This is a genomic window from Psychromonas sp., from assembly GCF_983033635.1.
On the sequence record NZ_CEZLMY010000119.1, the window covers coordinates 3,742 to 10,811 of the forward strand.

6 protein-coding genes are annotated in these 7,070 nt (G+C 42.8%); all 6 read left to right on the forward strand.

Annotated elements, in window-relative coordinates; genetic code table 11:
* The first annotated feature begins 317 nt into the window (after window positions 1–317).
* The gene (locus AC4GME_RS13605; protein WP_490376685.1) at window positions 318–974 is read left to right on the forward strand and encodes a DUF2987 domain-containing protein; all 657 of its coding nucleotides are present in this window, start codon (window positions 318–320) and stop codon (window positions 972–974) included.
* Between the two features lie 190 nt (window positions 975–1,164).
* Entirely contained in the window at window positions 1,165–1,959 is a 795-nt protein-coding gene (locus tag AC4GME_RS13610; protein WP_490376684.1) for a phosphotransferase, read from the forward strand.
* A 291-nt stretch (window positions 1,960–2,250) separates the two neighbouring features.
* On the forward strand, window positions 2,251–4,368 hold the full coding sequence (locus AC4GME_RS13615; RefSeq protein WP_490376683.1) for an immunoglobulin-like domain-containing protein: 2,118 nt from the start codon (window positions 2,251–2,253) through the stop codon (window positions 4,366–4,368).
* A gap of 169 nt (window positions 4,369–4,537) precedes the next feature.
* On the forward strand, window positions 4,538–4,753 hold the full coding sequence (locus AC4GME_RS13620) for a hypothetical protein (RefSeq protein WP_490376682.1): 216 nt from the start codon (window positions 4,538–4,540) through the stop codon (window positions 4,751–4,753).
* 191 nt (window positions 4,754–4,944) lie between these two features.
* Window positions 4,945–5,637, forward strand: a complete 693-nt coding sequence (locus AC4GME_RS13625) for a phosphoglycolate phosphatase (RefSeq protein WP_490379586.1) — start codon at window positions 4,945–4,947, stop codon at window positions 5,635–5,637.
* A gap of 11 nt (window positions 5,638–5,648) precedes the next feature.
* Window positions 5,649–7,070 (forward strand): FAD-dependent oxidoreductase (locus AC4GME_RS13630; RefSeq protein WP_490379587.1); only part of this gene is annotated, 1,422 nt, incomplete at its 3' end.

The window sequence follows — 7,070 nt, forward strand, 5'->3', positions numbered from 1 at the left end:
AATTTGAAGCTTAACCTACTAGTTAACAGGGTCTTTGTGCTGTGGGTTTTGTTGCTACGGAAGTCTATGATCATGATGATACGCCGAGTGATGAATTTGAAGCTTAATCTGCTAGTTAACAGGGTCTTTGTGGTGTGGGTTTTGTTGCGATGGAAGTCTATGATCATGATGATACGCCGAGTGATGAATTTGAAGCTTAACCTACTAGTTAACAGGGTCTTTGTGCTGTGGGTTTTGTTGCGACGGAAATCTCTGATCATGATGATACGCCGAGTGATGAATTTGAAGCTTAATCTGCTAGCTGACAGGGTCTTATAATGGGACGTTTTTCTCTATTATTAATTTTATCCTTGAGTGCAAATAGTGTTTTTGCATCACCTTTGAAATTAAATTATTCACTGTTTTTTGGTTACATGAAAACCTTATACAAACTGCAATATGAGCATGTCACCACCGCTTTTTATCTAGTTGATAAAAATAGCGGCTCTGCATGTTTAATTAAGCAAGCCGAAATCGTTGTAGATCAAAATCGAGAGCAGATCAAATTTGCACAAGAGGGGCGTTTATTACCCTTTTTTTCAGATCAGCATCGTAAAGATGGGGCTATGATTGAAGTGGAACTGCTAGCTGGACAAGCGGATTATCAATGTGATCTGCAAGTGACCCTAATGGCTAAAGAGTCTGAACTGGATAACTTATCATTGGCTCGCTTAGCTTTAATCAGTGAGCAACTTGAAGGTGTGTTAAAAAAGAATGCGGGTATGGTAGGTAAATACTTTTTACCAGCTTTTTCAGGTGTGCGTCTGCAGTTAGCTGAGCCGTTAACAGATGTACAGTTAAGCCGTTTAGATAAGCAAATTAGTGTCGCTGAAAATGGCGATCTGCTAATTACCAATAAGATGTTAGAGAGCGCAGATATTGATAAGCTCGTTGAGTTTAAAGTTGCGCGCATTACCCCCTGGTTGGTCAAATAACCACAACTAGGGATAAGCAAATCGATACAGTGCCGCTATTTTCGCGCATTGCTGCGTTAAATCAGCTAGCAATAGCTACGCTGATTTGCCTTGAACTGCACAAAACGATCAACACTGTAGGTTATAAAAATTTCACTCCATGATATTAAGAAGTATTGCGCTTTCATAATCCCGAACTGAGGTTAAACAGTTGTCTCAATTAAGCCGTGATGAATTAATTTGGCTCGAAGAGTTGCATATTGGTCAAATAGTAAATGTACAACAATTTGCTCATGCTCTGACTAATCAGGTTTTTTTGTTAACCGCAGAAAACGCCCAGCAAACTGTTTTCAAGCGCTTGAATCTTAAAGCGCGAGATCTGCAAGCTAGAAAGCGTGAATTAGCAGTTCAAAAATTGGCAAGTGATAGGGGAATAAGTCCTAAGGTGCTTGCCTGTTGTGATAAATATAAATTACAGGAATATATAAAAGGGCAAATTTTCGATAACGCCTGTGTTGATTATCACAGCATCGAACTGTTAGCCGCACAACTGCAAATTATCCACCAATTACCCGCCTTGCATGCCCAGCCTCAGCGGCTAGCCTTTGAATTGCAGTTATTAAAAAGGCAGATAAAAAGTCCGATAGATGAGGCTAAATTTCAGCGTTTTTTACAGCTGGCAATGCACTTAGATAAAAGCTGCGCCCGTGATATTTTATGCCACGGCGATTTGTCATTCAGTAATGTGCTTAAGGCTGAAAATCAGCAAATTAAAATTTTAGATTGGGAGTATGCGGTGCTTGCTTGTGCTGCTTACGATTTAGCTGCTTGTTGTTGTATCAATGCGTTCAGTCCGGATTTACAAGCGCAGTTAATCAATCACTACTACTTTTTGCATCAGGAAAATTTATCGCTTTCATTAGCGGAGCTTAAAAACCAATATGCTTTATACCACTCGGTTTTCACTTACCTTAATGAATTATGGACTGTTTGTTTCCAGTCTTAGCTTTAAATCCTGCTCTTGCTCGAAATTCTTGTGAACTGTTTTCGGAAGTGCTACTTCAGTCGCGCCTGTGATATTGCGCAGTTAAAACCTCACCAGCAATAAAACGGATCAATTCGTTTTGTGTCTTGCTATTACAAAAGCCGAATAATGTTTTGTTACTTCTGAGTTGATGATTTATTGTCTTTATATTGTCAATATAGTTTCAAGTGTGTTGGATTCACGTGCAAAAATTTGACTCTTTTTGTCTGTTCTTTTACCTAACATTTACATTTATTTGCACAGGGATGTTTTATGAAATTGCTATCTTTAGCTCAGCTTCTTAGTTTTGGCGCTACGCAACGCCATCGGCAGCGTAACCTCCACAAATCGGCGAGCACTTTATCTGCTGTTGGCAAGGGCGCATTTTCTCCGCTAAACGCACTACTGTTATTATCCCTAAGCAGCTTAACGGCATGTGGTGGCGGAGGCGGCGGCAGTGAGGTCGTTCCAGATACCACGGCACCTGTTATTACCCTTAACGGCGGCAGTCTTGTTTCTCACAAGGCGGGGGAGGTTTATTCTGATGCAGGCGCAACAGCGACCGATAATATTGACGGAAGCGTCAGCGTGGTAACGACGGGCAGTGTCGATGTCAATGCCGTTGGCCGTTATACCCTGACCTATACAGCAAAGGATTCCACGGGTAATCAACTCAGCGTGCAGCGTATTGTCGATGTCGATGTCGATGACCATACATCCCCTGTTATCACCTTTAACGGCGACAGTGTTATTACCCATAATGCAGGCGATATTTATACTGATGCAGGCGCAACTGCGACCGACTCTTTGGATGGTGTTGTCAGCGTGATAACAACGGGAAGCGTTAATATCAATGCGGTTAACAGCTACACCATTACCTACACAGCAATAGATGCCGCAGGTAATCAAAGCAGTCTGTTTCGTACGGTGAATGTTGTTGATGTGACACCGCCTGTCATTAAATTAGAAGGCGAGAGCACGATTAACCATAACTATGGTGATGTTTATACCGATTTAGGTGCAGCCGCGACTGATAATCTTGATAGCAGCGTGACTGTGACCACTAGCGGTGGTGTGAATATTGATATGCTCAACAGCTATATTATTACCTACACGGCAACCGATGTTGCAGGTAATACAAGCAGCGTAATGCGCACAGTTAATGTTGCTGATTTAGCCGGTCCTAGCATCACACTTAATGGTGCTGCAACTGTTACCTTAATTAACAGCGAAAGTTACAGCGAGCAGGGCGCAAGCGCGATAGACAATGTTGATGGCACAGTTGCTGTGGTCATTAGCGGTGAAGTCGAAACGGCCCCCGATACCTATACCGTTACTTACACGGCAACCGATTTGGCGGGTCACACCACTAACATCACACGCTCTGTTGTGGTGCAGGCCGATATACTGCCAAATCTATTTACCTTCACAGAAAAAAACGATGCGTTTTTAAATACACTGGTTGAATCTGCTTCTATTACAGTAACAGGGATCAACAGCGCGGTAGCTGTCACTGTTGCTGACGGTGAATACTCAATTGATGGCGGTGCGTACAGCAGTGCCGAGACTACGGTCGTTGCCGGGCAAACCATTACCGTCAGAGCAACTTCGGCGGATATGCTTAATCAACTGACAGAAGTTACTCTAACGGTCGGCAGCGTCGATGATACTTTTGCAATCACCACCCGCACAGCAGAGCCGAGCGGTATATTTGAAGGGACAGGCAGTGTCAATGATGGCACTAATAATTTAGCGGATGTAAAAGGGATGATCCACAATGAGCATTTTATGCTGTTTAATGAAGCGGAAAACGTGCTCTATGAGGGGAATATTCAAAGTTATAATGGAGACAGTTTCAGCGCCACGGTCGATATCTATAAAGAGGGGGTGAACAGTCAAACAGTGGATGCCATAGGCACTATCGTTAATCAAACCACGGTCAGTTTAGTGTTAAGCGGCACAGGTTACGGCAGTGGCACTATTGATCTGACCTACAATGCGCTGTTTGAGCGTGGTGCGACCATAGCACGATTTGTGGCTGAGTCGCCTTATAATACATGGATAGGGTCTACCAATACCGTGAGTAGTGGGCAGATTTTCGGTTTAAGGGCGGATGTCGATAGTGACGAATTTAGGGGGGGGCCTACTGGTACTTATCGTTGTACTTACGCTAACGGCATTAAAACCATCCCAGATACAGAAAGTAATTTTTACCTGCTTGATTTTGATGTTGAGCATCCTGGGTGGGGAGATACCTGTGATCACGTTGGCAGTGATTACCGGGGCTTTGCCACGGTTGTTGATGGCGGTGGTCGCGGTACCGATGGCATTATGTGGTTTGCAGCGAGCAACGGGGTAAACAGCAGTTTCAGCGTATTTGAATACCAGTAGTGATTAATTAACGTATGAAAGAGATAGCCAGGCTGAGTTGGCTGTCTCTTTTTAGTTACTATCTAAGAACAGATAAAACCGGCCGTTAAGGACAACAAATATCACCGCCGCTGACATTCAGCCGGCAACGTTAGGTGATATTGATAAAAATTGTAATAAGGAACTTTACATGAAAACCCCGCAATCCCATTTTCCTGTCGCTTTAGTTAATAGTAAGGAATTTTCTGCTTCCCATGTGGTAAGCAGTTCACTGGCGGGGGCTTTTCATCAGCAGCTTTGTAATCACCCTAAACCGGGCAAAAAAACAAAACAACCTTTCACCTTTTCAGCGACTGCGCTTTCAGTCTGTTTGCTAAATAATGGGCAGGTTAACATTCATTCTTAAATTTAACCTGGCCCCATTTAATTCACTCCATTTAATTAGCCCATTTAACTTTTATTGTGCTTTATACTCCACTCTGTTTTCAGCTATATTAATGAATTATGGACTGTTTGTTTTTTAGAAAATCAGGCGCATTTTTAAGTTGTTACTGGCATAATGGCTTTCTTTAATTGATGCACATCAAGGTTTTGAAATTGAAATTCAGTAATAAAGAACTCATTTTATTTGATTTAGACGGCACGCTGATTGATAGTGCGCCTGACTTGGCATTCGCCGTTAACCATATGTTAACCACCTTAGCGCGGCCGACATTTAGTGAAGATATTATTCGCTCCTGGGTAGGTAATGGTGCAGGCGTTTTGGTGAAACGTAGTTTGTCTGGAAAAGCAGAGATAGATAAAAATCTTGATGCCAATTTATTTGAGCAATCATTACAGACCTTTTTAAGTTTTTATAAAGATAACCTGTGTATTAATACGCAACTCTACCCGAGTGTACGTTCTTGTTTGAAAATATTAAAAGCGCAGGGTTATCGTTTAGCGATAGTAACCAATAAACCGTTTGAATTTATTGCGCCAATATTGGAAGGATTACAACTTAACGATCTGTTTGAAATGGTGTTAGGTGGCGATAGTTTGGCTAAACGTAAACCTGATGCACTGCCTTTATTACATGTTTGTCAGGAACTTAATGTAAGTGTTGCGCAGTGTCTGATGGTTGGTGATTCAAAAAACGATATCTTAGCGGCCAAAGCGGCGCAAATGGACAGCATCGGCTTAAGCTATGGTTATAATTACGGTGAAGATATTGGACTTCATAAGCCGGAAGTGGTTTTTGATGATTTTTCCGATATTGTCGCAACATTAAGTCCTAACTACCTGACATAGGTTAAAAAGCTATGGCTGAAATGGCGCAAGTGGATAAAAACAGCGACAGCGCAAAGCAAACTAAGGTTGCGATTGTTGGCGGCGGTATTGCAGGTGCAACAGTCGCTTTATACTTAAGTGAATTGGGGCTGGATGTTTCACTGTTTGAAAAAGGGCCCAGTCTGGTTAATGGTCCGCCTATTTGTCACCTGCATGCGGGGGGCAATTTATATCGCGAAATTTCAGATAAACAATGTCTGACCCTGCTTGCACAATCAATCGACCTTTTACGCTTATATCCTTATGCAGCCGATTATCGGCCAACGGTTGTTGCTGTGCCAAAACATGATAATGGCTCTCCTGCATTGTTATTACCACGCCTTAAAAAACTGCAAGCACAATATCAAGCTTTGATTGAAAAAGATCCCTTAAATGAAGTGCTTGGTGCGAGTTGCGATTATTTCAAGCTGTTTGAGCGAGCTGAGGTTGAACTGTTAGCGTTACAAGATCCCGTTAAAACCCCAAAAACATTGGCGCAATGGATGATCCCGGTCGCTAAAAATGTTGATTTGGATACACTGCAATTTCCACTGATTATGGTTCAGGAATATGGATTAAACCTGTTCCGCTTAGCCGCCAGCGTGTCACTTTCCCTTGAGTCAAATCGAAACTGCCAGCTGCTGACTGGCAGTCTGGTGAGTAATCTTTACGCTAGTGAGTCAAATAATGGCTGGTTAATAGATTATCAGCAGGCGGGCGTTGGCAAACAACTGCAGTGTGATTATCTGATTAATGCGGCTGGCTTTAGAACCGGTGAGATTGATGATTTGTTGGGGTTTAAACGCCAGCGTCTAGTTGAGTTTAAAGCGGCTTATGTTTGCAGGTGGGCGACATGTGATTGTATTTGGCCGGAAGTCGTTTTTTATGGCGAGCGGGGCACTCCAAACGGCATGGCGCAATTTACACCTTATCCGGATGGTTACTTCCAACTTCATGGTATGACTGACAATATTACTCTATTTAAAGATGGCTTAGTGGCGAGCACTGAGCACAGCGCGCAGCCGCAATTAGCTGACTCTTTTATCAATAAAATTGAACAAAACTGGAATAAGCAGGAGGTAAGAGAGCGCACCCAAAGTGCAATTGCGCATTTAACCCCCTACATTCCTCGTTTTGCATCGGCACAAATAACTGCAAAACCGTTATTTGGTGCGCAGCAGATCCCCGGTGGCGATCCGACATTACGTGCTGCGGATGTTTCATTTGTTGGCAGCCGCTATGCGCGCTGCGAAATCGTCAAAGCATCGTCGGTATTAACTGTAGCGGATGCTATTACGGAGCAACTGATTAAGTTAGGCTGCTTGGATAAAAGCGTTTTCGGCACACGAGAATTTACTATTACTAAAACGGTTACAGAAACTGCGATAAATAAACGCGCGGAATTATTGTGCGAA